At 73.3% G+C, this 23457-nt stretch carries 26 protein-coding genes and 1 pseudogene; 17 read left to right on the top strand and 10 right to left on the bottom strand.

Going from position 1 to position 23457, the window contains the following annotated elements; all coding sequences use genetic code 11:
• Window positions 1-51 precede the first annotated feature (51 nt).
• The 6 genes from HB370_RS35105 (at window position 52) to HB370_RS35080 (ending at window position 5413) form a co-directional block, all read left to right on the top strand.
• A complete protein-coding gene (locus HB370_RS35105) occupies window positions 52-615 on the top strand; it encodes a MauE/DoxX family redox-associated membrane protein (protein ID WP_051815551.1) in 564 nt (187 codons plus the stop codon).
• Complete coding sequence (locus tag HB370_RS35100) at window positions 612-1061, top strand: S26 family signal peptidase (RefSeq protein WP_030780349.1); 450 nt, start codon at window positions 612-614, stop codon at window positions 1059-1061. Before HB370_RS35105 ends, HB370_RS35100 begins: the two co-directional genes overlap by 4 nt.
• 41 nt (window positions 1062-1102) lie before the next feature.
• Window positions 1103-1660 (top strand): TlpA disulfide reductase family protein, encoded by a 558-nt coding sequence (locus tag HB370_RS35095; RefSeq protein ID WP_030780352.1) that lies wholly within the window; start codon window positions 1103-1105, stop codon window positions 1658-1660.
• The gene (locus HB370_RS35090; RefSeq protein WP_030780356.1) at window positions 1657-3507 is read left to right on the top strand and encodes an ABC transporter ATP-binding protein; all 1851 of its coding nucleotides are present in this window, start codon (window positions 1657-1659) and stop codon (window positions 3505-3507) included. The genes HB370_RS35095 and HB370_RS35090 overlap by 4 nt, the downstream gene beginning before the upstream one ends.
• Before the next feature lie 80 nt (window positions 3508-3587).
• On the top strand, window positions 3588-4268 hold the full coding sequence (locus HB370_RS35085; RefSeq protein ID WP_030780359.1) for a TetR/AcrR family transcriptional regulator: 681 nt from the start codon (window positions 3588-3590) through the stop codon (window positions 4266-4268).
• Complete coding sequence (locus HB370_RS35080; RefSeq protein WP_030780362.1) at window positions 4265-5413, top strand: NAD(P)/FAD-dependent oxidoreductase; 1149 nt, start codon at window positions 4265-4267, stop codon at window positions 5411-5413. Before HB370_RS35085 ends, HB370_RS35080 begins: the two co-directional genes overlap by 4 nt.
• Window positions 5414-5448: 35 nt before the next feature.
• Here the strand turns inward: HB370_RS35080 and HB370_RS35075 are convergent, their stop codons facing one another.
• Window positions 5449-6129 (bottom strand): TetR/AcrR family transcriptional regulator, encoded by a 681-nt coding sequence (locus tag HB370_RS35075; protein ID WP_030780364.1) that lies wholly within the window; start codon window positions 6127-6129, stop codon window positions 5449-5451.
• Window positions 6130-6228: 99 nt separating this feature from the next.
• On the opposite strand from HB370_RS35075, the gene HB370_RS35070 reads away from it, so the two are divergent.
• Together HB370_RS35070 and HB370_RS35065 are read left to right on the top strand one after the other, a co-directional pair.
• Entirely contained in the window at window positions 6229-6786 is a 558-nt protein-coding gene (locus HB370_RS35070; protein ID WP_030607201.1) for an NAD(P)H-dependent oxidoreductase, read from the top strand.
• A gap of 394 nt (window positions 6787-7180) precedes the next feature.
• The gene (locus HB370_RS35065) at window positions 7181-7663 is read left to right on the top strand and encodes a GNAT family N-acetyltransferase (protein WP_030780367.1); all 483 of its coding nucleotides are present in this window, start codon (window positions 7181-7183) and stop codon (window positions 7661-7663) included.
• 227 nt (window positions 7664-7890) lie between these two features.
• On the opposite strand, the gene HB370_RS35060 is transcribed toward HB370_RS35065, so the two are convergent.
• Genes HB370_RS35060 through HB370_RS35045 form a run of 4 tightly spaced genes read right to left on the bottom strand, consistent with a single transcriptional unit; the run spans window position 7891 to window position 11857 of the window.
• Complete coding sequence (locus tag HB370_RS35060) at window positions 7891-8706, bottom strand: ABC transporter permease (RefSeq protein WP_030780370.1); 816 nt, start codon at window positions 8704-8706, stop codon at window positions 7891-7893.
• A gap of 11 nt (window positions 8707-8717) precedes the next feature.
• Window positions 8718-9599, bottom strand: coding sequence for an ABC transporter permease (locus HB370_RS35055; protein ID WP_030780373.1), 882 nt, complete (start codon window positions 9597-9599; stop codon window positions 8718-8720).
• A gap of 3 nt (window positions 9600-9602) precedes the next feature.
• On the bottom strand, window positions 9603-10802 hold the full coding sequence (locus HB370_RS35050) for an ABC transporter substrate-binding protein (RefSeq protein ID WP_030780376.1): 1200 nt from the start codon (window positions 10800-10802) through the stop codon (window positions 9603-9605).
• A 23-nt stretch (window positions 10803-10825) separates the two neighbouring features.
• The gene (locus tag HB370_RS35045) at window positions 10826-11857 is read right to left on the bottom strand and encodes an ABC transporter ATP-binding protein (protein WP_030780379.1); all 1032 of its coding nucleotides are present in this window, start codon (window positions 11855-11857) and stop codon (window positions 10826-10828) included.
• 109 nt (window positions 11858-11966) lie between these two features.
• Between HB370_RS35045 and HB370_RS35040 the strand changes: the two genes are divergently transcribed.
• On the top strand, window positions 11967-12707 hold the full coding sequence (locus HB370_RS35040; RefSeq protein ID WP_030780382.1) for a GntR family transcriptional regulator: 741 nt from the start codon (window positions 11967-11969) through the stop codon (window positions 12705-12707).
• 38 nt (window positions 12708-12745) lie between these two features.
• A complete protein-coding gene (locus HB370_RS35035; protein ID WP_030780385.1) occupies window positions 12746-13507 on the top strand; it encodes a cache domain-containing protein in 762 nt (253 codons plus the stop codon).
• A 55-nt stretch (window positions 13508-13562) separates the two neighbouring features.
• Here HB370_RS35035 and HB370_RS35030 read toward each other — a convergent pair whose 3' ends face one another.
• Window positions 13563-13706 carry a hypothetical protein gene (locus tag HB370_RS35030; RefSeq protein ID WP_244405751.1) on the bottom strand — a complete coding sequence of 48 codons (144 nt, stop codon included), beginning with the start codon at window positions 13704-13706 and terminating at the stop codon, window positions 13563-13565.
• 274 nt (window positions 13707-13980) lie between these two features.
• Between HB370_RS35030 and HB370_RS35025 the strand changes: the two genes are divergently transcribed.
• Window positions 13981-14349: a hypothetical protein gene (locus HB370_RS35025; RefSeq protein WP_208974470.1), complete on the top strand. Its 369-nt coding sequence runs from the start codon at window positions 13981-13983 to the stop codon at window positions 14347-14349.
• A gap of 148 nt (window positions 14350-14497) precedes the next feature.
• Here HB370_RS35025 and HB370_RS35020 read toward each other — a convergent pair whose 3' ends face one another.
• Together HB370_RS35020 and HB370_RS35015 are read right to left on the bottom strand one after the other, a co-directional pair.
• Window positions 14498-14926, bottom strand: coding sequence for a hypothetical protein (locus tag HB370_RS35020; protein WP_030780389.1), 429 nt, complete (start codon window positions 14924-14926; stop codon window positions 14498-14500).
• A 48-nt stretch (window positions 14927-14974) separates the two neighbouring features.
• Entirely contained in the window at window positions 14975-15655 is a 681-nt protein-coding gene (locus HB370_RS35015; RefSeq protein WP_030780392.1) for a helix-turn-helix domain-containing protein, read from the bottom strand.
• Between the two features lie 111 nt (window positions 15656-15766).
• Between HB370_RS35015 and HB370_RS35010 the strand changes: the two genes are divergently transcribed.
• Together HB370_RS35010 and HB370_RS35005 are read left to right on the top strand one after the other, a co-directional pair.
• Entirely contained in the window at window positions 15767-16189 is a 423-nt protein-coding gene (locus tag HB370_RS35010) for a hypothetical protein (RefSeq protein ID WP_030780395.1), read from the top strand.
• 46 nt (window positions 16190-16235) lie between these two features.
• Window positions 16236-16586 (top strand): annotated as a pseudogene (locus tag HB370_RS35005) (type II toxin-antitoxin system PemK/MazF family toxin); the annotation flags it as partial.
• Window positions 16587-16612: 26 nt separating this feature from the next.
• Here HB370_RS35005 and HB370_RS35000 read toward each other — a convergent pair.
• Entirely contained in the window at window positions 16613-17518 is a 906-nt protein-coding gene (locus tag HB370_RS35000) for a TIGR02452 family protein (protein ID WP_030780401.1), read from the bottom strand.
• 230 nt (window positions 17519-17748) lie between these two features.
• Here HB370_RS35000 and egtA point away from each other — a divergent pair, with 230 nt between their 5' ends.
• The 4 genes from egtA to egtD are packed head-to-tail and all read left to right on the top strand — an operon-like array spanning window position 17749 to window position 22134.
• Entirely contained in the window at window positions 17749-19062 is a 1314-nt protein-coding gene (egtA, locus tag HB370_RS34995) for an ergothioneine biosynthesis glutamate--cysteine ligase EgtA (protein WP_030780403.1), read from the top strand.
• Window positions 19059-20396 carry an ergothioneine biosynthesis protein EgtB gene (gene egtB, locus HB370_RS34990; RefSeq protein ID WP_030780405.1) on the top strand — a complete coding sequence of 446 codons (1338 nt, stop codon included), beginning with the start codon at window positions 19059-19061 and terminating at the stop codon, window positions 20394-20396. Before egtA ends, egtB begins: the two co-directional genes overlap by 4 nt.
• Window positions 20396-21175, top strand: coding sequence for an ergothioneine biosynthesis protein EgtC (gene egtC, locus HB370_RS34985; RefSeq protein WP_030780407.1), 780 nt, complete (start codon window positions 20396-20398; stop codon window positions 21173-21175). The genes egtB and egtC overlap by 1 nt, the downstream gene beginning before the upstream one ends.
• Window positions 21172-22134, top strand: a complete 963-nt coding sequence (egtD, locus tag HB370_RS34980) for an L-histidine N(alpha)-methyltransferase (protein WP_030780410.1) — start codon at window positions 21172-21174, stop codon at window positions 22132-22134. The genes egtC and egtD overlap by 4 nt, the downstream gene beginning before the upstream one ends.
• A gap of 25 nt (window positions 22135-22159) precedes the next feature.
• On the opposite strand, the gene HB370_RS34975 is transcribed toward egtD, so the two are convergent.
• The gene (locus HB370_RS34975) at window positions 22160-23419 is read right to left on the bottom strand and encodes an extracellular solute-binding protein (RefSeq protein ID WP_030780413.1); all 1260 of its coding nucleotides are present in this window, start codon (window positions 23417-23419) and stop codon (window positions 22160-22162) included.
• Between the last annotated feature and the right edge of the window lie 38 nt (window positions 23420-23457).

Below are 23457 nucleotides of genomic sequence, written 5' to 3'. Positions count from 1 at the left end.
CCGTGCCTTCCCGCCGCACACCCGCTCCGGTCAACCGAAGGACTCAGCCCGGTGAACCATCTGATCGACACCGGCCGGATCTTCCTCGGCCTGGTCTTCCTCTGCTCAGTGGTCGGCAAGATCCGCGGCGCCGCCGCCTACACGGGCTTCAGGGTCGCGATGGCACGGCTGGTCCCCGCCCTGCGCGGCCGGACCGGACCTGTCGCCGTGCTCGTCGTCGGTGCCGAGACGGCGGTGGTCGGCGCTCTCGCGGTGCCCGCGACCGTCACGGCCGGCTTCGCTCTGGGCGCCGTACTGCTGGCGGCGTTCACCACCGTGCTGGCCGGCGCGCTGCGCCGGGACGAGACAGTGGCCTGCCACTGCTTCGGCGGAGGTGGACAGCCCGTCGCCCTCCGCCATGTACTGCGCAACGTGGGCCTGCTGTGCGTGGCCTCGGCCGGTCTGGTGGCCCGGCTCATGACCACGGGCGACACCGCCGCCACCTCCCGGCCCGCCGTGTTCCTGTTCACGGCCGGCGCGGGGGTGTTCCTCGCGCTCGTCACCGTCGCCCTGGACGAACTGGCGTATCTGCTGAGCCGGCCGGAGGCGAAGAGCACGGGGAGGGCCCGCGGATGAACCTCGCCGTGGCGGGCGCCGTGCTGCTCACACTGACGGTCGGCGGGGTGGTGCTGGTCCGGCATCGGTACGTCGTCGTCACCGTCGTCGGCGTCAGCATGCTCCCCACTCTCGCTGACGGGGACCGGGTGCTGGTCCGCCGTTCCGCGCTCGCCCGGGTACGCACGGGTGATCTGGTGGTGTCCCGCCCTCCGGCCGGCGGGCGCTGGGACGCCGTCACGCTGCCCACCTGGCTGATCAAGCGTGCGGTGGCCGTACCGGGCGACCCGGTGCCGGCGCATGTCGTCCTCGCCGTACCGGAGAGGCCCGGCGCCCGGGTGCCTCCCGGCCGGGTGGTCCTGCTGGGCGACAACCCCGCCGACAGTCTGGATTCGCGGTTCTGCGGCTACTTCCGCGCACACCAGATCGTCGGCGTCGTCGTCCGGCGCCTGGCGCACGGCGACTGAACCCGCTCCCCGAACACCCACCGTCGGAAGGACACTTCGCCATGCCGTACCTGATTGCCGCCGTACTCCTGCTCGCGCTCCTGGGCCTCTTCAACCTGGCTTTGACCTTCGGAGTCGCGCGCAGGCTCCGGGAGCGCCCCGCCTCTCCGGAGGGCGAGGGACGGGACCGGGCCTCGGGGCTCGCCGCCGGTGCGCCGGTGGGCGCGTTCTCCGCCGTGGACACCGACGGCCGGACCCTCACCCACGAGGACCTGCCCGACGGGCTCATGGTCGTCTTCGTGTCACCGGGCTGTCCCGCCTGTGAGGAGACCCTGCCCCATGTGGTGGAGCGGGCCCGCGAGTACGGGCGCGCCCGCGTGCTGGCCGTCGTCATCCGGGACGGGGACGAGCCGGGCGACATCGCACCGTACGTGGAACGCCTGACCCCGGTGGCTCGCGTGGCGGTCACCGACATGGGGGGCGAGCTGACCACGGCGTTCGACCTCAAGGGTCTGCCCGCGTATGCCGAGATGGGCGCTGACGGCCGGGTCGCCGGCACGGGGCGCATTCTGCCGCGCAGGCCGGTCCGTGACCGGGACCGGGCGAGCGCCGGCGTATGAGCGGTGTGAACGAGGCACAGGACAGGCTCACCGCCAGAGTCGTGGCGGACACCGCGCGCAGCACCGCTGTCCTGGCCTGGCGGGCGGCGCCCTGGAACCTGGTGGCGCTCGCCGCGCTCACGACGGGGCTGGCGGCGGTTCCCGTGGTGACGGCCTGGCTGACCAGGCTCGTCCTGGACCGCCTCACCGGTGTCGAAGGGGCGGAGCTCTTCGCCCTGGCAGCGGGGCTGGCCGCCACGGGACTGGTGGCGGCGGTGCTGCCGTTGCTGCGCCAGTTCCTGGGCGCACGGTTCGACCGAGCGGTGAGCCTGCGCGCGGTGGACCGTCTGTACAGCGCGGTGAACTCCTTCCACGGTCTGGCGCGGTTCGAGAATCCCGTCTTCCAGGACCGGCTGCGCATGGCGCGCGGAGCGGCCGGGCAGTCGGTCGGGCGCCTGGTGGACGGCGGCCTGCGGGTCGCAGGGGGCGCGCTGACCGCCGTCGGCTTCCTGACCGCGTTGTACGCGATGGACGCGACCATGACCCTGCTGGTCACCGCGAGCGCCGTACCGGCCCTGGTCGCCGAGCTGAAGCTCTCCCGCCGCCGGGCGCACACGGAATGGCGGGTGAGTGCGGCCCAACGGCGGGAGTTCTTCTACCAGATGCTGCTCTCGAGCCTTGACGCGGCCAAGGAGATCCGCCTGTTCGGAGCGAGCGGTTTCCTCAAGGAGCGGATGCTCGGGGAACGCCGGATCGTCGACGCGGAGACCCACCGCACGGACCGCCGCGAGTTCCTGACGCAGAGTCTGCTCGCCCTGATCAGCGCGTTCGTCGCCGGAACCGGTCTGGTCTGGGCGGCCCTCGCGGCCCGGCGCGGTCAGCTGACGGTCGGGGAGGTGTCCATGTTCGTGGCCGCCGTCGTCGGCGTGCAGAGCGCGTTGTCCGGCGTCATCCGATCGCTCGCCGACGGTCACCAGCACATGCTGATGATGGGCCACTACCTGGCGGTGGTACGGGCGGGCCCGGACCTCGAAGGGCCGCCGCAGCCGCTGTGTACGCGGGTACACCTGCCCGCGCTGCGCAGGGGAGTGGAATTCCGTGACGTCTGGTTCCGCTACGCCGAGGACCACCCGTGGATCCTGCGCGGAGTGAACCTCTTCCTCCCGTACGGCGAGGCCGTGGCCCTCGTGGGCCAGAACGGTGCGGGCAAGAGCACCCTCGTGAAACTCCTCTGCCGCTTCTACGACCCGACGCGCGGCGCGGTGCTCTGGGACGGCGTGGACATCCGCCAGGTACCGGTGCCACAGTTGCGCCGGCGCCTCGGCGCCGTGTTCCAGGACTACGTGCCCTACGACCTCACGGCCGCCGAGAACATCGCCATCGGGGACGTCGAGACGCTCACGGCACCGGACAAGATCCGGGAAGCGGCTCGCAGGGCGGGCGTTCACGACATGCTGTCCCGGCTCCCCCGCGGTTACGACACCATGCTGAGCCGGACGTACGCCCGGCAGGCCCAGCACGACGACGAGACGGGGACGACGCTGTCCGGGGGCCAATGGCAACGCCTGGCCCTGGCCCGGGCCTTCGTCCGCGACGAGCCCGACCTGCTCGTCCTCGACGAGCCGAGCTCCGGCCTCGACGCCGAGGCCGAACACGACGTTCATCTGCGTCTGCGTCACCATCGGGCCCACCGCACCAGTCTGTTGATCTCCCACCGTCTGGGCGCGGTCCGCGACGCCGACCGGATCGTCGTCCTGGCCGACGGCCGGATCGCCGAGGAGGGCACCCACGACGCACTCCTGCTGGCCGGAGGAACGTACGCCAAGCTGTTCACCCTCCAGGCGAGCGGCTACCAGGAGGAGGCGTAGCCCGCCCGCGTAGCTGTCGTGGTTCCCCCGGACCTGCGGACGAACTTGTTCGTTACGAACATGTTCGTCAGGGTCGTGCCATGACCGCTGCCCCCCGCTCCCGCCGGGAGCGTCCCGCCAAGCCCGCCCTGACCCGGGAGGGCATCGTCGCCGCCGCCGTCGCGATCCTGCGCGCCGAAGGGCTGCGCAAGGTGACGATGCGCCGGCTCGCGCAGGAACTCGACACCGGCCCCGCCTCGCTCTACGTGTACGTCCGCAACACCGACGAGCTGCACGCGGCCGTCCTGGACGAGCTGCTCGGCACGGTCGGCCCGGCGCCGGCCGAGGGCAGCTGGCGGGAACGGCTGGAGCGGGTGCTCACCCGCTACACCGCGATGCTCCTGGAGCATCCGTCCCTGGCCCGGTCGGCGCTGACCGCGCGGCCGAGCGGCCCGCACTATCTGCGCCTGATCGAGACCCTGCTCGGCCTGCTGCGGGAGGGCGGGGTCCCCCGTGCCCAGGCGGCGTGGGGCGTGGACCTGCTGCTCCAGCACGCCACCGCGACCGCCGCCGAGCACGCCGGGGAGGAGTCCCCCGCCGCCTGGGAGGCGGTGGCCCGGGCCCTGCGCGAGGCGCCCGCCGCCACCCATCCGCACATCGCCGCCGACGCCGGGGCGCTGCTGTCCGGCACGCCCGAGGCCCGCTTGTCGTGGGCCTTCCAGACCCTGATCGCCGGCATCGAGCGGACCGCCGTACCGACCGAAGGCCAGGAGGCACCATGACCACCACACCTCTCCCCCACCATCCCGTCGCCGTCGTCGGCGCGGGCCTCGGCGGGCTCACCCTCGCCCGTGTGCTGCACGTGCACGGCATCGAAGCCGCGCTGTTCGACCTGGACGCGTCACCGGACGCCCGGGTACAAGGCGGCATGCTCGACATCCACGACGACACCGGCCAGGAGGCGCTGCGGGCCGCCGGCCTGCACGAGCGGTTCCTGGCCGGTGTCCACGCCGGCGGCCAGGCCACCCGGGTCCTCGGGCAGGACGGCACCGTCCGGCTCGCCCAGCCGGACGACGGTACGGGCGGGCGCCCGGAGATGGACCGGGGCGACCTGCGCGAGCTGCTGCTCGGGTCTCTGCCCGCGGGCACCGTCCGGTGGGGCGCCAAGGTCGTCGGCGCCCGCCCGCTCGGCGGCGGACGGCACCGGGTGACGCTCGCGGACGGCTCCGGGTTCACCACCGATGTGCTGGTCGGCGCGGACGGCGCCTGGTCCCGGATCCGGTCCCTGGTGTCCGCCGCCCGGCCCGCGTACACGGGCGTGTCGTTCGTGGAGGCGGATCTGCGGGAGGCGGACCGGCGCCATCCGGTGAGCGCGGAGGTGGTGGGCGGCGGGATGCTCTTCGCGCTCGGCCCCGGCCGCGGGTTCCTGGCGCACCGCGAACCCGACGGCAGCCTGCACGTGTACACCGCCGTGGTCGCGCCGGAGGACTGGCTGGACGGCATCGACTTCACCGACGCGGAGGCGGCGAAGGCGGCCGTGCTCAAGGAGTTCGACGGCTGGGACGAGCGGCTGCGGGCGCTGGTCGCCGACGCGGACGGGACGCTGGTGCCCCGCCGGATCCACGCCCTGCCGGTGGGGCACCGCTGGGACCGGGTGCCCGGGGTGACCCTGCTCGGGGACGCCGCCCATCTGATGTCCCCGTTCGCGGGCGAGGGCGCGAACCTGGCCCTGCTCGACGGCGCCGAACTCGGCCTGGCGCTGGCCGCGCACCCCGGGGACACGGAGGCCGCGCTGGCCGCGTACGAGGCCCGGATGTTCCCGCGCGCCGAGGCGTCGGCGGCGGAGTCCGCGCGCGGCCAGGAGCTGCTGTTCGCCGCCGACGCCCCGCGGGGGCTGGTGGCGATGTTCACCGGCCGGGGAGACTGACCGGCGGACCGGCCGGCCCGGTCTTCATCACGGGGTCAGTCCGGCGGGTCCGTGCGGGTCACTCGGGCGACCAGGTCGAGCCAGGCGGCCTCCAGGCGCTCCATGGGCATCTCGCACTGCCGGGTGAGGTGATGGATCAGCGCGGGGTCCAGGGAGGCGAGCAGCGTGTGGGCGAGCAGGTCGCAGTCACCGCCGGGCACGGTCTGCCGGAGCAGCATCGTGAGGTGGGCGCGCAGCGCCCCGGCCGCCGGGTGGATGAACCGGCGGGTCGGCTCGGGCTGGGCGGCCAGTTGCAGATCCAGCTGTTCGGCCGTGCGGTACAGCACCGCCACGCCGAACGCCCGCAGTCGCTCCAGGGGCGGTGCGCCGGGGCCCAGCGGCGGGGGCCCGCCCAGGAAGTCGGCCTGGAGGCGGCGGGCCGAGTGGTCGAGGAGGGCCATCAGCAGCCCGGTGCGGTCGCCGAAGCGGCGGAAGACGGTGCCCTTGCCCACGTCGGCCGCCGCGGCGACCGCCTCCATGGTGACCCCGGCCACCCCGTGCTCCGCGATCAGCCGGGCGGCGGCCTCCAGGAGCCGGGCCCGGTTGCGGGCGGCGTCGGCGCGCAGGCCCGGCTCGCCGGGAGCCGTGCCGACCTCCAGCAGGGAGGGGGTCTCGAAGGGCTCATGAGGCTTCGGGAAGGGCGGCAGAGCGCTGGACATGACGACAGCGTAAAGCATCGGGAACAAAACTGGACCGCGGTCCGCTTGAGGTGGTACACACTTAAACGGACTTCGGTCCGGATCGTCACAGCGATGTTTCAGCCCCTTGGAGTTCCCATGTCTGTTCGCATCCTCGCGCTCGTCGGCAGCCTTCGCGCCGGTTCGCACAACCGCCAGCTCGCCGAGGCGGCCGTGAAGCTCGCGCCGGAGGGCGCCGAGGTCGAGCTCTTCGAGGGCCTGGCCGAGGTCCCGTTCTACAACGAGGACATCGACGTGGAGGGCAGCGTGCCGGCCGCCGCCGTCAAGCTGCGCGAGGCCGCCCAGGCCGCCGACGCCTTCCTGCTGTTCTCCCCCGAGTACAACGGCACCATCCCGGCCGTGCTGAAGAACGCCATCGACTGGCTGTCCCGCCCGTACGGCGCCGGCGCCTTCGGCGGCAAGCCCGTCGCCGTGGTCGGCACCGCCTTCGGCCAGTACGGCGGCGTCTGGGCCCAGGACGACACCCGCAAGGCCGTGGGCATCGCCGGCGGCAAGGTGATAGAGGACATCAAGCTGTCCATCCCGGGTTCCGTCACCCGCTTCGCCGAGACCCACCCGTCCGACGACGCCGAGGTCGCCGCCCAGCTGACCGAGGTCGTGGCCCGCCTGCACGGCAACGTCGGCTCCGCCGCCTGAGCCGTCCACGCACCGGGGGCCGAAGCCGGCACGGCTTCGGCCCCCGCCCTGTTCGCCCTGAGGGCTGTCCCGCAAAAACGTGCGAGCGCGAGGCTGCGTGGGTGCCACCCACGTGACGGCCGGCTCCGACTGGTGCCTGATCGTGGAGTCGTCGTGCCTTCCGAGGGATACGACATGGCGGAGCTGGGGCTCGTCCAGGTGTCGACGGTCGGCAGCGGGAGCGATACGTGGTCCGGAGATCTCCGCCTGTCCAGCAAGTGATCAGCGCGCCGGCGGCCGGCGGGGTGCGTGTGAGGATCGTGCGGTGGCTGGTGTGATCACGGCGGCACAGCCGTCCTGGGTGTCGCGGACTGCCCGTGGACTGCCGCACGAGTGTCGCGGCAGACTCGTGGTCATGGTGCACCTGCGGGTTCTCACGATCAGTGACTGGCCACTGTGGCGAGAGGTTCGCCTGGCCGCGCTGAGCGAGGCACCTCACGCCTTCAAGGCCGGGCTCGCGGACTGGCACAACGGTGGGGAGGAGCGGTGGCGTGAGCGCTTGGCCATGCCCGAGACCTACAGCATCGTCGCGTTGCTGGACGGCCGAGCCGTGGGAATGGCCGCCGGCCTTCCCGGGGACGGCGGCGCCTGCGAACTGAGGTCGGTGTGGGTCAGCCCCCAGGCGCGGGGCCGCAGCGTCGGGGACCAGTTGACAGCGGCAGTCGAGGGGTGGGCCCGGCAGAGGGGTGCCACGACTCTGAAGCTCGCGGTCCTACCGGACAACGAGCCCGCTCTCGCGCTGTATCAGCGCAACGGTTTCGTCGACACGGGTGAACTCGGAGACCTGCTGTCCGACGGGGTGACCAGGGAACGTCTGATGGTGAAGGTGCTTCGCTGAGAGGACGGCGTGCGAGCGGGACGGATCATCCACCGCGGGAGCGGTTGCCGCCTCCGGGATCCGCCGCTTCTTCCTCGGACGACAGCGCCGTGCAGCGCATCGTTCAACCGTCCTCGCTCGCTCCAGCGATCTTGCCGCCGACGAATACCACGCCCAGCCCGACGGCGGCTGCGCCGGCGGCTGCCACCACATTCATCCCCGCCCCGAGGAACTGCTTGCAAGAGGCGCTAGACGCGGCTCGACGTCGCCGTGTCCGCGGACAGCCGTTGGGCGAGGTAGACCGGGATCACCGACAGCAGGACCAGGACCGCGGCCACGACGTTCACCACCGGTGCCTGCCGTGGCCGGGCCATGTTGTCGTAGATCCACAGTGGGAGGGTCTGGATGCCCGGTCCCGCGGTGAACGTGGTGACCACGATCTCGTCGAAGGACAGTGCGAAAGCGAGCAGGGCACCCGCCAGGAGGGCGGAGCGCACGAGCGGGAACGTGACGTCCACGAAGGCCCTCAGGCCGCTCGCGCCGAGGTCCTGGGCCGCCTCCTCGTACGAACCGGACGTACGGCGCAGCCGCGCCACCACGTTGTTGAAGATGACGATGACACAGAACGTGGCGTGCCCGACGATCACGGTGAACAGCCCGAGGCCCACCCCGAGCGGCTGAAGCACCGTGCCGAAGGCCGAGTTCAGCGCGATGCCCGTGACGATGCCGGGCAGCGCGATCGGCAGGACCACGAGGAAGGACACCGTGTCCCGGCCGAAGAAGCGGTACCGGGCCACGGCGAAGGCCAGGAGCGTGCCGAGCACCAGCGCGATGGCCGTGGCGCCGAGCCCCGCCTTCACCGAGACCCACAGCGCCTGCCGGACACCGGGGTTGTGCGCCGCCGCCGACCACCAGCGCCCGGTCAGTCCGGGCGGCGGCCAGCCCGCGCTGCGGTCGGGGTTCAGGGAGTTGAGCAGGACCAGCACCAGCGGGACGTAGATCACCGCGAAGCCGAGCCCGGCGGCGGTCCGCAGGGCGATCCGCGCGGTGCGGCCGAGACGCATGGCGCTCCTTCCTACAGGTTGTCGAGGGCACCGGTACGGCGGATCGCCAGCAGATACAGGACGATCACGGCGACGGGCACGGTGCCGAGCGCGGCGGCCATGGGCAGGTCGAGGTCGATGTGGGAGTACACGAGGTTGCCGATGAGCTGGGTCTTGCCGCCCACGATCTGCACGGTGATGTAGTCGCCGAGGCTGAGCGAGAAGGTGAAGACGGAACCGGCGGCGGCGGACGGCAGCACCAGGGGCAGCACGACCGAGCGGAAGGTGCGGCCGGGCCGCGCCCCGAGGTCGGCGGACGCGTCGAGCAGCCCGTCCGGGACCTGTTCGAGCGCGGTGTGCAGCGGCAGGATCATGTACGGCAGCCACAGGTACGTCAGCGTGAGCACCGTGGCGGGCAGCCCGTAGCCGGGGCCGCGCAGTCCGAACGGGGCGAGCATCCAGTCGGCGAGCCCGCCCTCGGACAGGATCAGCCGCCAGGCGTACACCTTGACGAGGTAACTCGCCCACAGCGGCGTGAGGATCGCCGCCACCAGCAGCGGGCGCCGGCGCGGCGGGGCCACCCGGGCGGTGTAGAAGGCGACCGGGAAGGCGAGCACCGCGCACAGGGCGGTCACCGCGAGGGCCACCGCGATGCTGCGCAGCACCACTTGGCGGTGGACGGGGGTGGTCAGCAGCGCGTGGAAGTTGTCCGTCGACCAGACCCTCACCACCTGGGAGGTGAAGGAGTCGGTCGTCCAGAACGCGGAGACGAACAAGGCCTCCAGCGAGCCGAGGTAGAGGACGGTGAGCCAAAGCAGCGGGGCGGTGAGCAGGAGGGTCAGCCGCAGCCGGGGCCGGCGGCGCAGGATCGCGGCGAGCCGCCGGCCGGGGTACCGCCCTGCTTCGGTCCGCACGGCTCAGCCCTTGATCTCGGTCCAGGCGCGGACCCACTCGGCGTACGGTACGCAGGTCACGCCCCGGCGGCCGTCCAGGCACTGTTCGATGGGCGTGTTCCAGAAGGCGATCTTCTTCCAGTAGTCCTCGTCGGCGGCGTGGTAGACCGCGCAGAAGTTCTTGTCGGTGGTCTCGGCGCAGGCCCGGGAGTTGGCCGGTGCCTCGCCGAAGTACTCTGCGACCTGGGCGTTGACCTTGGGCGAGACGATCCAGTCCAGCCATTTGTAGGCGCAGTTGGGGTGCTTGGCCTTGCTGGAGACCATCCAGGTGTCCGACCAGCCGGTCGAACCCTCCTTCGGCACGAGCGCCTTGACCTTCGCGCCCTCGGAGGCGGCGAGGTTGGCGATCACCTGCCAGGTCGTGCCGATCACCGAGTCGCCGCTCTTGAAGGCCGAGACCTCCTTCAGGTAGTCGCCCCAGTACTCGCCGACGTACTTGTTCTGCCGTTTCAGCAGCGCCACGGCAGCGTCGAACTGCTTCCGGTCGAGGGCGTACGGGTTCTTGATCCCCAACTCCGGCCGGCGGGACTTGAGATACAGGGCCGCGTCGGCGATGTAGATCGGCGAGTCGTACGCGGTGACGTGGCCCTTGTACCGGGCGGCGTCGTCGAAGACGGCCGACCAGGAGGTGGGCGCCGGTGTCACCTTCGCGGTGTCGTACATCAGCAGGTTGGCGCCCCGGCCGTGCGGGATCCCGTACATCCGGCCGTCCACGGAGTTCCAGGCGCCGTTCTTCAGTCCGTCGAAGACGTCCTTGTAGTGGGGGACCAGGCCGGTGTTGACGGGGGCCGCGTCTCCGGAGGCGATCAGGCGCAGGGAGGCGTCACCGGAGGCGGAGACGGCGTCGTACGCGCCGGTCTTCATCAGCTTGACCATCTCGTCGGAGCTGGCGGCGACCTTGGCACGGACCTGGCATCCCGTCCGCTTCTCGAAGCCGCCGACCCAGTCGGCGCGCGGATCGTTGGAGCCGTCCTCCACATAGCCGGCCCACGCGATCAGGTTGACCTGCCCCTCGGTGCGGCCCAGTTCCGCCGGGGCCTTCAGGGCGGGCGGGTGGAGGCCGGTGGCGGACGAGCCGCCGGAACCGGAGGAGCCGCAGGCGGCGGTGAGCAGCAGCGCGGCGGCGCAGAAGGCCGCGGCGCGCGGGGTACGGATGAGACGCACGGCGTTCTCCAGGGGTGGGGGGATCAGGAAGGGAGCCGGACGGCGTGCCGGTGGTGCCAGCGGAGGCGGACCCGGGTACCGCGGTAGGCGGCGACGTCCGCCGAGGAGGTCTCCAGGTTCTGCTGGAGCGCGGTGAGCCGGCCGCCGCCGTCCAGGTCGACCACGAAGCGGGTGGCGTCCCCGAGGTAGACGACCTCGGCCACGGTGCCGGTGGCGGTGGCGTGTTCCGGCTCGTCCGGTCCGGCGGACTCGCTCAGGACGCGGATCTTCTCCGGGCGGATGCTGTAGGTGCCCGGGGAGCCTGCGATCCGGTGGGCCGTCTCGCCGTCGAGAAGGTTGGAGACGCCGACGAAGGAGGCGACGAACGCGGTCGCCGGGCGCTCGTAGATCTCCGCGGGCGTGCCGGTCTGGGCGATCCGGCCCCCGTCGACGACGGCGATCCGGTCGCTCATGGTCAGGGCCTCCTGCTGGTCGTGGGTGACGAGGACGAAGGTGATGCCCACCTCCCGCTGGAGCGCCTTGAGTTCGGCCTGCATCTGCTGACGCAGCCTCAGGTCGAGGGCGCCGAGCGGTTCGTCCAGCAGCAGCACGCGGGGGCGGCCGACGAGCGCGCGGGCCAGCGCGACGCGCTGGCGCTGTCCGCCGGAGAGCCGGCCGGGCCGCCGCCGGCCGTAGCCTTCGAGGCGGACCTCGGCGAGCGCCTCGCGGGCGCGGGCCAGCCGTTCGGCCTTCGGCACCTTGCGCACCCGCAGCCCGTAGGCGACGTTCTGCTCGACCGTCATGTGCGGGAAGAGCGCGTAGTCCTGGAAGACGGTGTGCACGTCCCTCTCGTACGGGGCGAGGTCGGTGACCTCCTGTCCCGCGAGGTCGATCCGGCCCTGGTCGGGCGTCTCGAACCCGGCGATCAGCCTCAGCAGGGTCGTCTTCCCGGAGCCGGACGGGCCGAGCAGTGAGAAGAATTCACCGTCCCGTATCTCCAGGTCGACGCCGGCCACGGCGGCCGTCTCGCCGAACGACTTCCGCAGTCCCTGCAGCCGGATCGCAATTCCCTCCATACGGGAACCTTTCTGGCGCCATCGACGTTGACCGCAAACCTATGAACTCATAGGTCATGTCTCAAGAGGGCGTTAGGGTAAATCTTCAGTCAACGAGCGAGGTGGTGACGTGAGCCGGCCCGAGACAGACGGCGGCGCCCGCCGGGCCGTCTTCAGCCCGGTGGACACCCGGGCCCGCGTCGACGCGGTCGTCCGCCGCATCGGCGACGCCATAGAGCTGGGTCTCCTCGCCGACGGCGAGCAACTACCGGGCGAGAGCGAACTGGCCGGACAGCTGGGCGTGTCCACGGTCACCCTGCGGGAGGCGCTCATGGCCCTGCGGCAACGGGGGCTGGTCACCACCCGGCGGGGCCGCGGCGGCGGCAGTTTCGTCGCGCTGCCCGACGTCCCGGCCGACGACCGGCTCAAGGACCGGCTGCGCGACTGGAGCACCGAGGAACTGCGCGACCTCGGGGACCACTGGGCCGCCCTGTCCGGCGCCGCCGCCCGGCTCGCCGCCGAGCGCACCGGACCCGCCGACCTGGAGCCGCTGCGCCGTACGGCACGGGAGTTGGCGCGGGCCGCGGACGCGGCGGCGCGCGGCCGGCTGTACGGCCGCTTCCATGTCGAACTCGCCGCCGCCGCGCAGTCCGCGCGGCTCACCCGCGAACAGGTCGCCCTGCAGAGCGAGGTGGGCGCGCTGCCCTGTCTGGTCCTCGCCGAGGACGCATATCGTGAAGAAGTCGCGGACCGGCACCGCCGGGTCGTCGCCGCGGTGCAGGATGGGGCCGACGAAACGGCCGGCGCGCTGGCCGAGCGGTGCGTCAGGGAGTCGGTGGCGCGGCTCGTCGCCGTACGCCTCACCCTCTGACCGCGCCGCGTGACGGTTCCCGCCGGCTGGAGGACACCATGGGCGTCAGGTCCGGGCTCGCCGCCGTCGCCACGGAACCGGAGAGACGGGTCGCCGCGCAGGTGGGCGGTGCGCTGGAGGCCGTGTTCGAGACGGTCGCCGCCACCCGCGCCGAGTCGACGGCCCTGCTGCGTCGGGTGGCCGCCGAGCGGCGCCGGCCGGTCAGCCGCGACCTCGCCGCCCTGCGCCCCGGACTGCACGCGCGGCTGGCCCGGGACGCGATCGTCTCCGGTGCCGGTTTCGTCGCGGCCCCCGGGCTGCTGGCCGACGCGCCCGCCTGGCTGGAGTGGTGGCAGTCCGGCGCGGACGGTGTCGTACGGCCGCTCCTGCTCGATCTCGACCCCGGCCGGTCGGCCTACTCCGACTACACGCACTGGGACTGGTTCGCGCTGCCCCGCGACACCGGGCGCCGGGCCGTGGCCGGACCGTACGTGGACTACCTCTGTTCCGCCGAGTACAGCCTCACCGTGTCCGAACCGGTCTGTGTCCAGGGGCGGTTCGCCGGGGTGGCGGCGGCCGACGTGTATCTGCGGCACTTCGAGGCGGCCGTGCTCCCGCTGCTGCGCGGCCTGCCCCGCCCGGCCCATCTGGTGAACGCCCACGGCCGGGTCGCCGCCTCCGCCGACGCCGCCCACCTGGCCGGTTCCCTCACCCGGGGCCCGGACTTCGGCGAACTGCTCGGCACCGCCCGCCCCGGCACCCACGGCGGACTGCGCCTCATCCCGTGCCGGCGCGTGCCCCTGGTCCTGGTCGTGGCGTGAGCTTGTCGCCCACGGTCCGGCGTCGAACGCGGTCCGGGCCTGCCCCCCCACCCACTCACCGCGAGGGTGTCGGCTCCTGAACCGGCGGGACGGTCGCGGAGAGGGCGCGCAGATCGTCAAAGCCCCGGACGAGATGGGCGTCCAGGTTCTGTGAGGGGTCGTCGATCCAGACCTGGGCCGCTTGCGTGAGCCCCTTCATGGCCACCGCCTACGGCTTCGACGGCCCCGTCTCCAGCACTCACACACGGAAGCTCCTCTGCTGGTCCCCCACCCACCCGACGCTGCTCGAGGACTTGGAGCACGGCGATTACCTGACAGGATCGACACCCTGACGGCCCTTCGGGGCGGAGGGGGCTTGGATGGGTTACGAGTTGCAGGCGGTGATCGCTGAGGACGGGTTGCTGCGTGGGGTGGCATGGGACGTCGCGGGGGCTCGGGTGGTGGGTCTTCGGCAGGGGTTGTCGTTGGTGCCGATGACGGACGAGCTGGTGAACGCCGTCGCGGGCGGCGGTGGCGCGGAGGTTCTGGGGTTCCAGCGGTTGTCGGCGGGCTTCGAGAGGTTGCTCGCCGGGTGGTCCGTCGCGGGTCCCCTCGCATATGTCGAGGCCGAGCACTTCGGCGGTGTGGGTGAGGAGCGTGCCGTGGTGTGGGCGGGCGGGGGATTGGTGCTGGGGCCGCTGGACGCGCCGGTGAAGAGGCGGTTCTCGCGGCCGGTCGGTCCCGTCTCCCAGGCTCTGCGGCGGCTCGGCGCGCGCAGGAGGCTCGGCGGGGACGAATTCGACGCCGTGGGACTGGACCGGCACCGGTGGACCGACGGCTGGGCGGCTTCCGGCGCCGGGTGAGGCTGTGCCTCGGCTTCGTGCCGGTCGCCGGCTCGGCCCGCCGTTTCCTGGTTCGGCGGCGGCTGGTGGCGGAGCGGGCGCGCCCGCCGGTCAGCACGCGTTGCGGCCTGTTCTGCCGGTCAGGACACGTTTCGGCCGGTTCTGCCGGTCAGGTCGCCGACAGGGCGATGCCCAGGGTGATCAGGGTGGCGGTCTTCAGGATCTCCAGTGCCACGTACCACAGGTGGCTGCGCGAGCGGGGCAGATCCTCGCCCGCGAGCACCCGGTCCGACCTGCGGTTGAGGACGGGGCGGACGGCGGCGAGCTGGACGGCGAGGAGCGCCGCCACCACCGCGGTCAGCGCCAGGACCCGGGTCGGGGCGCCGCCCACCGCGACCGCGACGATCACGACGGCCGCCAGGACCGTCTCCACGGCGTTCAGCGCCCGGAACACCAGCCGGCCGATGCCCAGCCCGACGGGGATCGTGACACCCGGGGCGCGGAACTTCAGCGGCGCCTCCAGGAAGGAGATCGCCAGCACCATCCCGAGCCAGACGAAGGTGACCGCTCCGGCGGTGGCGGCGGAGGTGGTGTTCATAGAGTTACGGGCCTTTCTCCGCCGGGGGCGGCGTATTCCGCGCGTGGATCAGAAGGCTCGCGCCGCCGACGCGCCGGCCAAGTGGGCGACACAGGAGTCCGGTTCGGCGAACGGCTCCAGCGCGGTGGCCGTCAGCGGCGCTTCCATCCGGGCCAACGCCCCCTGGATCAGGCCCAGATGCAGCGAGCACACCAACCCGCCCTGTTCCTCGGCGAGTTCCAGGAAGGGGCAGTGCCGCAGCCGGATCCGTTCCGGGGGCCGGCCGGGCTCGCCGGCACCTTCGGCTCGCGGTGCGAAGCCCAGGCCGTCCAGCAGGGCGAGCAGCCGGGCCGTCGACCGTTCGGGCGTCGGTGTCTCGTCCGGCGCGGGCGGGTCCGCCAGATAGCGGCCCCAGGTCCGGCCCGTCTCCCGGGCCTCCGCGCGCGCCCCGGCCGGGTCGGCGACGGTCCACCGGCTGAGCAGCATGCGGGCCAGCAGCCGGTAGTCGCGCGGGCCGCCCCGGTCCATGCCGGGGCGTGCGGTGTAGACGGTACGGGGCCGGCCGGGCCCGGAGGGGTCCTCGGTCCGGCGCTCCACGAGCCCGTCGGCCACCAGTGCGTCCAGGTGGAACCGCACGGTGTTGGGGTGGAGTCCCATCCGCTCGGCGGCCTCGGCGACCCCGAGCGGCGCGGGCGCCGCGCGCAGTACGTCCAGCAGCGCCCGGCGGCGCGGACTCTCCCGCGTGCTCACGTCCGGACACCCCTCTCCACCGCGGCCGGTTTTCACGAATCCTACATGGATTAATTGTAGAGTGGCCGGGATGTGCGAGCGGGGGAACGCGAGAGCCGAGGGGAACACCAGATGACATCGCCGTCCGTGACCGACACCGGACCGGCCGCCCACCCGGCGACGCGGCCGCGCGTCCTGTGCGAGACCCGCGCGCTGGCCGAGGCGCCGCCGGTGCCCGCCGGGGTGCTGTGGAAGCTGGCCGAGAGCGGGCGGCAACTCGACGCGAACGTGGTCCGGCTGGCCCCGGGCGGCCGGGTACCGGCCCACACCGAGACGCAGCTGGACGTGCTGGTCCTGGTCGTCGCCGGGGACGGTCTGCTCGGCGACGGCTCCCCGGACCCGGCGCAGCCGCTCGCCGAGGGTGCCCTGGTCTGGCTACCGCACGGCTCCGCGCGCGGCATCACCGCCGGCCCGGCCGGGCTGACGTACCTGACCGTGCACAACCGGCGCCCCGGCATGCGGATCGGCTCGCGCCCCGATACGGCGACGCCGTAACCCCCGGCGTGGCAAGGCCGGTCACGCGGACCGTCAGGGTGCCCGCGTGAGGACGTTCACCGACGCGAGCACCCCCGGCCGCCATGGCCCGTACGCCACCACCGAGGCCGACCCGCGCGAGGTCGGCCGGGTGCGCACCGAGTACTCCCCGGTCCACGACGGCGACCCCGACCCCGGGGAGATCGTGTGGACCTGGGTGCCGTACGAGGAGAACGACGGCCGGGGCAAGGACCGCCCGGTGCTGGTCGTGGCCCGGGAGGCGGCGGGCACGTTCCTCGCGCTGCAGCTGTCCAGCAGGCGGCACGACGGGAACCGGGAGTGGGTGGCCACCGGCGGCGGCCCGTGGGACCGCTCCGGCCGCGACTCCTGGGTGGACGTCGACCGGGTGCTACGGCTGGACCTGACGGCGGAACCACCGCCCCTTCACGTTGCCCGCGCCTCGGGAAACGCCCGTACGAACGCCTCCCGCACCACCGCCCCCGGGGTCCGGTCCAGCACGCCGAAGACCACACGGTCGAACGTGTACGCGAACCGGCCCCCGGGGCCCAGGGCCGCCCGGAAGGCGCCCGCGACCCGAGCCGGGTCGTTCTGGAAGACACCGCAGCCCCAGGCGCCGAGCACCAGCCGCCGGTAGCCATGGGCCGCGGCCGTCTCCAGCACGCGTTCCGCCCGTACCGCCAGCGCGCCCGGCAGTTCGGCGGCCCGCTCCGGCGCCGTACGCCGGATCACCCCCGCGTTGGGGGCGGCGGCCGTCAGGAACCCCACGTGATACGGCTCGGCGAGCAGCCGGCCCCGGTCGTCACGGAAGACGGGGACGCCCGGGGAGTGAATCACCCGGTCGGTGTAGAACGGGTCGCGGTCGGCGCGGTGGCGGTCGTAGAAGCCGCGGGCCGTCAGCAGGCAGGTGTGCAGCGCGGAGGCGCGGCACAGGGCCTCCTCCTGGGCCTGCGCGCCGTTGAGGTAGCCGCCGCCCGGGTTGCGGGCCGAGGCGAAGTTCAGTACGGCCACGGGGGCGTCGGCCAGCCGGCGGGCCGCCTCCAGGCTGCTCTCCCCGGTGACCTCGAACCGCGTGCCACGCCCGGGCCCCGCTCCCGAAGGCACCGCCCCCGCAGGCCCCGTCACCGAAGCTCCCGCTCCCGAAAGCCCCGACGCCAAAGGCCCCGACGCCGAAGCCCCCGGCACCGGTTCGGGGCCGAAGATCCGGGTGCCCGCCCGCGCGGCCTCGACCGCCTCGGCGATCGATACCTCCCGGCCGTCCGGCGCCCGGTACCGGCCCGCGGCCACGATCCGCTGTGTCTCCGCGGCGATCCCGCGCAGGCGCGCGCTCACGGCGCCACCCCCGTAGGCGCCGCGACCGCGTCCCGCGCGGTCTCCCCCGTCGTGCTCATGCAGGCATCCTGGGTGATGCTGGTATGCGGCGCAACGGAATTGCGGACGAGCCCGGAACGTCCGCATCCGCACTCTTGTGCGCGCCCGCCGAAGGGTCTTGGCTGGGATGAGTGCCCGCTCGGCCTGCGCCATGGGCCGAGGGCATGCTGGAGCCTCAGGAGGATCCCGACATGTCCGACATACAGAGCGACGGCGGTGACTGTACCGAGCACCGCACCGCCGTCACCGAGGCCGAGGCGGAGGCCCTGATCCGGGGCATCTGCTTCAAGACCGGACCGCCCCGCGCCCTCGGTGTCGAGCTGGAGTGGCTCGTCCACTCCCTGGAGCTGCCACAGCTCCCGGTCACACCCGAACAACTCGAAGCGGCCTACGCCACGGTGCGGACCCTGCCCCTGGCCTCGGCGCTCACCGTCGAACCCGGCGGCCAGCTGGAGCTGAGCTCGCCGCCCGCCGCCTCCCTGATGGAGTGCGTCGACACCGTGTCCGCCGACCTGGACGCCGTACGGGCCGCTCTGGCCGGGCACGGCCTCGGTCTCGCCGGCCTCGGCCACGATCCCCGGCACCCGCCCCGCAGGTTCCTGCGCGCGCCCCGCTACGACGCCATGGAGACCTGCCTGGACCGCACCGGTCCGGCCGGCCGGCGCATGATGTGCTCCTCCGCCTCCGTCCAGGTGTGTGTGGACGCGGGCCAGGAGGAGCCGGGCCCGCTGGGGCACACCCGGCGCTGGTGGCTGGCGCACCAGTTGGGCGCGGTGCTGGTGGCCGCGTTCGCCAACTCCCCGCTGGCCGGCCTGCGGCGCACCGGCTGGCGGTCCACCCGCCAGCTGATGTGGATGGAGATAGGGCCCGGCCGGGCCGGCGCTCCCCCGCTGGACGGCGAGCCGCGGGCCGCCTGGGCCCGGCACGCGCTGGACGCGCCGGTGATGTGCGTCCGCCGGGACAGCGGCCCCTGGGAGGTTCCCGAGGGGCTCACCTTCCGGGAGTGGACCCGTTCCCGGTCGCCCCGGCCGCCCACCCGGGCGGACCTCGACTACCACCTGAGCACCCTGTTCCCGCCGGTCCGGCCGCGCGGCCATCTGGAACTGCGGATGATCGACGCGCAGCCCGGCACGGACGGGTGGCTCGTGCCGCTCGCGGTGACGGCCGCGCTGTTCGACGACCCGGGGGCCGCCGAGACCGCCTACCGGACCGTGAAGCCGCTGGCCGAACGGGCCCTGGACCGGCCCGCTCCGCACAATCCGCTGTGGGCCGACGCGGCCCGGCACGCGCTCGCCGACCCGGAGCTGCGCGAGGCCGCCGACGGCTGCTTCGCGGCGGCCCTGGAGGCGCTGCCCCGGCTCGGCGCCACGACGCGGGTCATCGACGCCGTGGCCGGGTTCCGCGACCGCCATGTCGCCCGGGGCCGCTGCCCGGCCGACGACCTGCTGGACGAAGGACCACCCGGGGGCACCCGCGCCCACGGGAGGAAGGACATCCGCACATGACCGCCCCGGAGACCGGCACCACGACCACCGAGACGGACACCGAGGCGCTGCGCGAGCGGGCGCTGGCCTGCCTCACCACCGCCCGTGCCCGCACCACGCTGCTGACCACCTGTGTCGACGAACCCGACCTGACCGCCCAGCACTCCCCGCTGATGTCCCCGCTGGTGTGGGACCTCGCGCACATCGGCAACCAGGAGGAGTTGTGGCTGCTGCGGGCGGTCGGCGGCCGGGAGGCGATGCGGCCGGAGATAGACAGTCTGTACGACGCCTTCGAGCATCCGCGCGCCGAGCGCCCCTCGCTGCCGTTGCTGCCGCCCGCCGAGGCCCGCCGGTACGCCGCCGAGGTGCGCGGCCGGGCGCTGGACCTGCTGGCGTCGGCGGACTTCCACGGCACCCGGCTGACCGAGGCCGGATTCGCCTTCGGCATGGTCGCCCAGCACGAACAGCAGCATGACGAGACCATGCTGATCACCCATCAGCTCAGGAAGGGCTCGCAGGCGCTGACCGCGCCCGACCCGGATCCGGCTCCGCCGTTCACCGGTCCGGCCGAAGTCCTCGTACCCGGCGGCCCGTTCACCATGGGCACCTCCGCCGAGCCCTGGGCGCTGGACAACGAACGCCCGGCCCACCCCCGGGAAGTGGCCCCGTTCTGGATCGACACCGTCCCGGTGACGAACGCCGCCTACCAGGCGTTCATCGAGGACGACGGTTACACCACCGAGCGCTGGTGGGTCCCGCAGGGGTGGGCGCACATCCGGCGCCACGGCATCACCGCCCCGCTGTTCTGGCGGCGGGACGGCGACCGGTGGCTGCGGCGCCGGTTCGGGATCACGGAACCGGTGCCGCCGGACGAGCCGGTGCTGCACGTGTGCTGGTACGAGGCGGACGCCTACGCCCGCTGGGCCGGACGCCGGCTGCCCACCGAGGCGGAGTGGGAGAAGGCGGCCCGCCACGACCCGGTCACCGGCCGCTCCCGGCGCTACCCGTGGGGCGACGCCGACCCCGGGCCCGAGCACGCCAACCTCGGCCAGCGGCATCTGCGGCCCGCCCCCGCCGGCAGCTACCCGGATGGTCAGTCACCGCTGGGCGTACGGCAGTTGATCGGTGACGTGTGGGAGTGGACGGCGAGCGACTTCCTGCCGTACCCGGGGTTCCGGGCGTTCCCGTACAAGGAGTACTCCGAGGTGTTCTTCGGCTCCGACCACAAGGTGCTGCGCGGCGGCTCCTTCGCCGTGGACCCGGTGGCCTGCCGGGGCACGTTCCGCAACTGGGACTATCCCGTGCGCCGGCAGATCTTCTCCGGGTTCCGCACCGCCCGTTCGGAGGCCGTCTGATGTGCCGTCACCTCGCTTATCTGGGGCCCGAGGAGCCGCTCGGCCGGCTGCTCGTGGAGCCCCCGCACGGCCTGTACCGGCAGTCGTGGGCGCCGCGCCGGCAGCGGTACGGGACGGTCAACGCCGACGGGTTCGGGGTCGGCTGGTACGCGCCCGGGGACCCGGCGCCGGCCCGCTACCGGCGGGCCGGGCCGATCTGGGCCGACCTGTCCTTCGCCGACCTGGCCCGGGTGGTGCGCTCGGGCGCCGTCCTCGCCGCGGTGCGGGACGCGACGCTGGCGGGGGCGGACGCCGAGGCCGCGGCGGCGCCGTTCGCGGCCGGGCGGTGGCTGTTCAGCCACAACGGGCTGATCGCGGGCTGGCCGGACGCGGCGGCGCCGCTGGTGTCCGCGCTGCCCCCGGTCGAGCTGCTGTCGCTCCAGGCCCGCACCGACTCCGCGTTCGTCTGGGCGCTGGTCCTGCACCGGCTGCGGACCGGACAGCCGCCGGGGCGGGCACTGGGCGAAGCGGTGCGCGAACTGGCCCGGGCGGCCCCGGCGTCCCGGCTGAACCTGCTGCTGACCGACGGGGACACGATCACCGCGACCGCCTGGGGCGACTCGCTGTGGTACCGCGCGGAGCCCGGCCGGAGCGCGGTCGTCGCCTCCGAGCCGTACGACGACGATCCGCTCTGGCGGGAGGTCCCCGACCGCACCGTGCTGACCGCGAGCCGCGCCGGTGTGCGCCTCGCCCCGCTGGAGGATCCGGCGGCCACTCCCTCGAAGGAGCCCTGCAGTTGAGCCCCTTGCACATCACCCGCACCCTCCCCGAGGACGCGACGGAGGCCGCGCTGCGCGCCGACGTCCTGAGCGGCCTCACCGCCACCCCCAAGCGGCTGCCGCCCAAATGGTTCTACGACGCGCGCGGCAGCGAGCTGTTCGAGCGGATCACCGAGCTGCCCGAGTACTACCCGACGCGCGCCGAACGGGAGATCCTCGCCACCCGGTCCGGGGAGATCGCCGCCGCGAGCGGTGCCCGCACCCTGGTCGAACTGGGCTCGGGTTCCTCCGAGAAGACCCGCCACCTCATCGACGCGCTGCCCGCGCTGGCCGCGTACGTCCCGGTCGACGTCAGCGAGAGCGCGCTCACGCAGGCCGGGCGGGCGCTCGTCGAGGAGCGCCCCGGTCTCCATGTGCACGCGCTGATCGCCGACTTCACCGCCCCGCTCACCCTGCCCGCGACGCCGGGGCCCCGGCTGGTGGCCTTCCTCGGCGGGACGATCGGCAATCTGCTGCCCGCCGAACGCGCCCGGTTCCTGGCCGCCGTCCGCGCGCTGCTCGCCCCGGGCGACGGGCTGCTGCTCGGCACGGACCTGGTCAAGGACGAGCGGGTGCTGGTCCGGGCGTACGACGACGCGGCCGGGGTGACGGCCGCGTTCAACCGGAACGTGCTGGCCGTGATCAACCGCGAACTGGGCGCCGACTTCGATCCGGAGGCGTTCGAGCACGTGGCCCTGTGGGACGCCGGGCAAGAGTGGATCGAGATGCGGCTGCGCTCCCGTACCGCCCAGACCGTGAAGGTGCCCGCCCTCGACCTCGCCGTGGACTTCGCGGCGGGCGAGGAGCTGCGCACCGAGGTGTCGGCCAAGTTCCGCAGGGCGCGGGTGACCACCGAACTCGCCGCTGCTGGACTGGAGTTGACACACTGGTGGACGGACGCGCCGGGCCGCTTCGCGCTGTCGCTGAGCGTGGCGCGGTGAGCGGGGGCGAGCCGGGTCCGGCGGCTCAGCCGACGTCGGGGGCGAGCGCCTCGGTGATCCTCCGGGAGGCGCGGCGGGCCTCGGTCGCCGGGTCCCCGCCCTGGAGCACCCGGGTCATGTACTCCTTGATCGGGTTGTCGGCCTCGACGTCGGCCCACTGAGGGGTGGTGGGGGTCGCCCGGCCGTGTGCCGCGCCCGCGGCCATGGCGGCGACCCCCTCCGCGCCGGCGACCGCGCCGGCCAGCGTGGTCTTGTTGGGCACGTAGTTCATGGTGCGGGCCAGCTCGGTGTCCCACTTGGTGCCGGTGAGCGCGCCGACGACGGTGGTCGCGGCGAACTGGTCGTCGGTGTTGCGCGGGACGACCAGGTCGGAGCCGCCGGTGAAGACGGTGCCGGGCCGGCCGGCGGCGGGTCCGGGCACGGGGAAGAAGCCGAGCTTGTCCCTCAGGTCCGGGTTCTGCCGGACGATCGACTGGGCGAGCCCGGGTACGGCGATGATCTGCGCGACCTTGCCGCCGGCGAACACCCCGGCCTGGGGCGGGTGTTCCTCGTCGGCGTCCACGGGTCCCGCGCCGAGCGCCTGGAGCCGCCGGTAGAAGTCCATGCCGCGCAGCGCGGCCGGGCTGTCCAGGGTGCCCCGCCACTCGTGGTCCTTCTCCTCGGCGAGTTCGCCGCCCTCGTCCCAGATGAACCCGGAGAGCGTGTACCAGTCCTGGCCCGCGAGGTAGATGCCCTGGTTCCCGCCGGTGTTGAGCTTCTCGGTGGCGGTGAGCCATTCGTCGCGGGTCCCCGGCGGGCGGGTGATGCCGGCCTGCCGGAACAGGTCCTTGCGGTAGATGACGACCCGGTTGGCCGCGTACCAGGGGATGCCGTACTGCTTGTTGCCGTCCTTGCCGGGCTGGGCGAGGCCGGGCAGCCAGGTGTCCTTGCCCCAGTCCCGCATCGACTCCAGCGTGAGGTCCGCCAGCCGGCCGCCGTCGGCGTACAGCGGCACCTGGGTGTTGCCGACCTCGATGACGTCCGGTCCGTCGCCGGAGGGCGCCTTGAGCGCGCCGCGGACCTTCTCCACGATGCCGGTCCATTCCTGGATGCGGATGTCGAGGCGCAGGTCGTCGTGGGTGCGCTCGAAGTCCTCGGTGAACCGCCGCAGGAACTCCTTGGAGGCGCTGTCCTTCATCAGCCACACGGTGACGGTCTTCCGCTCCTGGTGGTCGCCGGGGAGCATCCCGCAAGCGCTGACGAGGGAGCCGGTGACACAGAGGAGGGCGAGCAGACGACGTCTCACGAAGGGTCCTGTTCTGTCTGGCAAGTGGTGCCGAGGGG

It is taken from the genome of Streptomyces sp. DSM 40868 (genome assembly GCF_011820545.1).
GTDB classification, from domain to species: domain Bacteria; phylum Actinomycetota; class Actinomycetes; order Streptomycetales; family Streptomycetaceae; genus Streptomyces; species Streptomyces eurythermus.
This window is presented reverse-complemented; position numbering and strand designations above follow the sequence as displayed.

Coding starts and splice junctions, on each gene's coding strand:
- HB370_RS35065 (WP_030780367.1), top strand. CDS start 7,181: ATGGTGCACCTGCGGGTTCTCACGATCAGTGACTGGCCACTGTGGCGA.
- HB370_RS35100 (WP_030780349.1), top strand. CDS start 612: ATGAACCTCGCCGTGGCGGGCGCCGTGCTGCTCACACTGACGGTCGGC.
- egtA (WP_030780403.1), top strand. CDS start 17,749: ATGTCCGACATACAGAGCGACGGCGGTGACTGTACCGAGCACCGCACC.
- egtB (WP_030780405.1), top strand. CDS start 19,059: ATGACCGCCCCGGAGACCGGCACCACGACCACCGAGACGGACACCGAG.
- egtC (WP_030780407.1), top strand. CDS start 20,396: ATGTGCCGTCACCTCGCTTATCTGGGGCCCGAGGAGCCGCTCGGCCGG.
- HB370_RS35060 (WP_030780370.1), bottom strand. CDS start 8,706: ATGCGTCTCGGCCGCACCGCGCGGATCGCCCTGCGGACCGCCGCCGGG.
- HB370_RS35035 (WP_030780385.1), top strand. CDS start 12,746: ATGGGCGTCAGGTCCGGGCTCGCCGCCGTCGCCACGGAACCGGAGAGA.
- HB370_RS35010 (WP_030780395.1), top strand. CDS start 15,767: ATGACATCGCCGTCCGTGACCGACACCGGACCGGCCGCCCACCCGGCG.
- HB370_RS35025 (WP_208974470.1), top strand. CDS start 13,981: ATGACGGACGAGCTGGTGAACGCCGTCGCGGGCGGCGGTGGCGCGGAG.
- HB370_RS35020 (WP_030780389.1), bottom strand. CDS start 14,926: ATGAACACCACCTCCGCCGCCACCGCCGGAGCGGTCACCTTCGTCTGG.
- HB370_RS35095 (WP_030780352.1), top strand. CDS start 1,103: ATGCCGTACCTGATTGCCGCCGTACTCCTGCTCGCGCTCCTGGGCCTC.
- HB370_RS35030 (WP_244405751.1), bottom strand. CDS start 13,706: ATGAAGGGGCTCACGCAAGCGGCCCAGGTCTGGATCGACGACCCCTCA.
- HB370_RS35075 (WP_030780364.1), bottom strand. CDS start 6,129: ATGCTTTACGCTGTCGTCATGTCCAGCGCTCTGCCGCCCTTCCCGAAG.
- HB370_RS35045 (WP_030780379.1), bottom strand. CDS start 11,857: ATGGAGGGAATTGCGATCCGGCTGCAGGGACTGCGGAAGTCGTTCGGC.
- HB370_RS35070 (WP_030607201.1), top strand. CDS start 6,229: ATGTCTGTTCGCATCCTCGCGCTCGTCGGCAGCCTTCGCGCCGGTTCG.
- HB370_RS35080 (WP_030780362.1), top strand. CDS start 4,265: ATGACCACCACACCTCTCCCCCACCATCCCGTCGCCGTCGTCGGCGCG.
- HB370_RS35090 (WP_030780356.1), top strand. CDS start 1,657: ATGAGCGGTGTGAACGAGGCACAGGACAGGCTCACCGCCAGAGTCGTG.
- HB370_RS35085 (WP_030780359.1), top strand. CDS start 3,588: ATGACCGCTGCCCCCCGCTCCCGCCGGGAGCGTCCCGCCAAGCCCGCC.